Source organism: Collinsella sp. 4_8_47FAA (assembly GCF_000763055.1).
Lineage (GTDB): Bacteria > Actinomycetota > Coriobacteriia > Coriobacteriales > Coriobacteriaceae > Collinsella.
The window spans coordinates 1-2,304 of the sequence record NZ_KN214143.1; the positions used below are offsets into that span (position 1 = coordinate 1).

Sequence of the window (2,304 nt, forward strand, 5' to 3'; positions counted from 1 at the left end):
GCGAAAAAATCACGCGTGGTCGGGAATCTCGTTTTTATCGTAGTAAACCGGCATAGTTTTGAAATGACACCATATTCGTAACAGCACTTGATCTCCCGTGGACAGAGGGAAACGGATCATTTTGGCCTCGCGAGGACATCCGTGTGGCCCGTTCGCCATGAAATGGGCCTATCTACTACGTTTGGGCGGCGGCCCTCAACCACGGCAAAAAATGCGAAAAGAAAACCGACGCTCCTATAAGTTGTCAATAGGCAGTTTGCGGGAGCGCTCCCTTCAATTCGCACAGGAGCTCGTAATACCTCCTCTCCAGTTTCGTCGACCGCCGTCTCCCATGTTCCAGGTGACCGAGTGAGGCCGCGGACATGCCGAGCCCCGCGGCGGCCTGCTTCTGGGTCACCCGCATCGCCTTGCGCATCTTCGCGAGCTCGGGGCCTTCCGGCGCGGCGCCGTCGGGGTTCGGGTCCATGAGCACGCGGTACACCTCCCGCGCTATGTAGCGCTTCAGGCAGCGGATCGCCTCCCTCCGGGACTTCCCCTCGGAGGTTCGCTTCGCCACGTACCTCTTCGTCCTCTCGTCGTATGCCATGCGCTTGATCGCGATCTCGTAGAGCGCCCAGTTCGCCTGCCGGTTGCCGCCGCGGTTGAGCCTGTGCCGCTCCGTCTTCCCGCTCGACGCGGGGATCGGGGAGACGCCGCACAGCATCGAGAACGCCGCCTCGCCCTTCAGCCTGCCGGGGTTGTCGCCGGCGGCCACGACCAGGGCGGCGGCGGTCGTCGTGCCGCAGCCCTCGACGCCGAGCAGCGCGGGCGCGTTCGCCTCCAGCAGCGCGCGGATGCGCGCGTCGCAGGATTCGACCTGGCTGCGGGCCTCCTTCCAGACCGTCGCGACGGACCGCAGCGAGGCCAGCACGCTCTCCTCGAGCGCGTCGCCCGCCTTCCTCCTGCGCGCGAGCAGCGGCATGAGGTCCTTCGGCCGCTCGCAGCCCCTGAACCGCTCCCTCAGGGCGCCCGGGGCCGTCGTGAGCATCGACTTCGCGCAGGCCACGCAGGACGTGGACGTCGCGACGGCCAGCCTGCGCGCGACGTAGAGCTGGCGCACCGCCTCGACCCAGCCGTCCTGCGACTTCGGCACGGAGCAGCCCCTCCCGGACGCCGCCTTGCGCGCCGCGCGCTCGGCGTCCAGCGGGTCGCTCTTCCCCTCGCCGGGCCTCGCCTTGTCCCTCTTGGGCCTGAGCACCTCGACCACGTTGTACCCGAGCTCCGCGAGCCTCCTCGTCAGCCCGGCCCCGTACGACGCCGTGCCCTCGACGCCGACGACCGCACAGCTCCCCGGGTCGCCTATCGCCTCCGCCAGCCTGTCGTAGCCCTCGGGGTCGGCCCTGAAGCTCCCGCTCCAGATCTTCCTCCCGAGGCCGTCGAGCAGGCACAGGACATGCACGTCCTTGTGCGTGTCGACGCCCGCGATGACCGTTTCGCCTTCCATTTTCGCTCCCCTCGGTCTGCCGCCTGCTCCGCGCCCGAGCCTCCCAGACATTGCACTGACGGGAGCGCTACAATCAAGTTGCCTTATCCGATTGTCCGCGCTCATGCTCCTATTAGGTCATGGCAGGACTCCGGGTCGCGGAAGCCGGGGCGAGACAGGTCGGATTTGAGGACGGCCGAAGAGGCGTCAGCAGGTCAGTGGGTCATCGTCCCGGCGTTCAGCATCAGGGTAGCGCTGCGACGCGGAAATCGCGCGCTGTTGACGCGCCCCCGCAGTGCCCGCTTCCCCCAAGGACAATTATCAGTGCAGGTAGACGGCTTGTAGTTTTGCGAAAAAATCACGCGTGGTCGGGAATCTCGTTTTTATCGTAGTAAACCGGCATAGTTTTGAAATGACACCATATTCGTAACAGCACTTGATCTCCCGTGGACAGAGGGAAACGGATCATTTTGGCCTCGCGAGGACATCCGTGTGGCCCGTTCGCCATGAAATGGGCCTATCTACTACGTTTGGGCGGCGGCCCTCAACCACGGCAAAAAATGCGAAAAGAAAACCGACGCTCCTATAAGTTGTCAATAGGCAGTTTGCGGGAGCGCTCCCTTCAATTCGCACAGGAGCTCGTAATACCTCCTCTCCAGTTTCGTCGACCGCCGTCTCCCATGTTCCAGGTGACCGAGTGAGGCCGCGGACATGCCGAGCCCCCGCGGCGGCCTGCTTCTGGGTCACCCGCATCGCCTTGCGCATCTTCGCGAGCTCGGGGCCTTCCGGCGCGGCGCCGTCGGGGTTCGGGTCCATGAGCACGCGGTACACCTCCCGCGCTA

General features: G+C 64.9%; 1 protein-coding gene. It reads right to left on the reverse strand.

The features are described from left to right. Nucleotides 1–244 precede the first annotated feature (244 nt). Nucleotides 245–1,483, reverse strand: coding sequence for an IS110 family RNA-guided transposase (locus HMPREF9463_RS10095; RefSeq protein ID WP_035138958.1), 1,239 nt, complete (start codon nt 1,481–1,483; stop codon nt 245–247). Between the last annotated feature and the right edge of the window lie 821 nt (nt 1,484–2,304).

Coding starts and splice junctions, on each gene's coding strand:
- HMPREF9463_RS10095 (WP_035138958.1), bottom strand. CDS start 1,483: ATGGAAGGCGAAACGGTCATCGCGGGCGTCGACACGCACAAGGACGTG.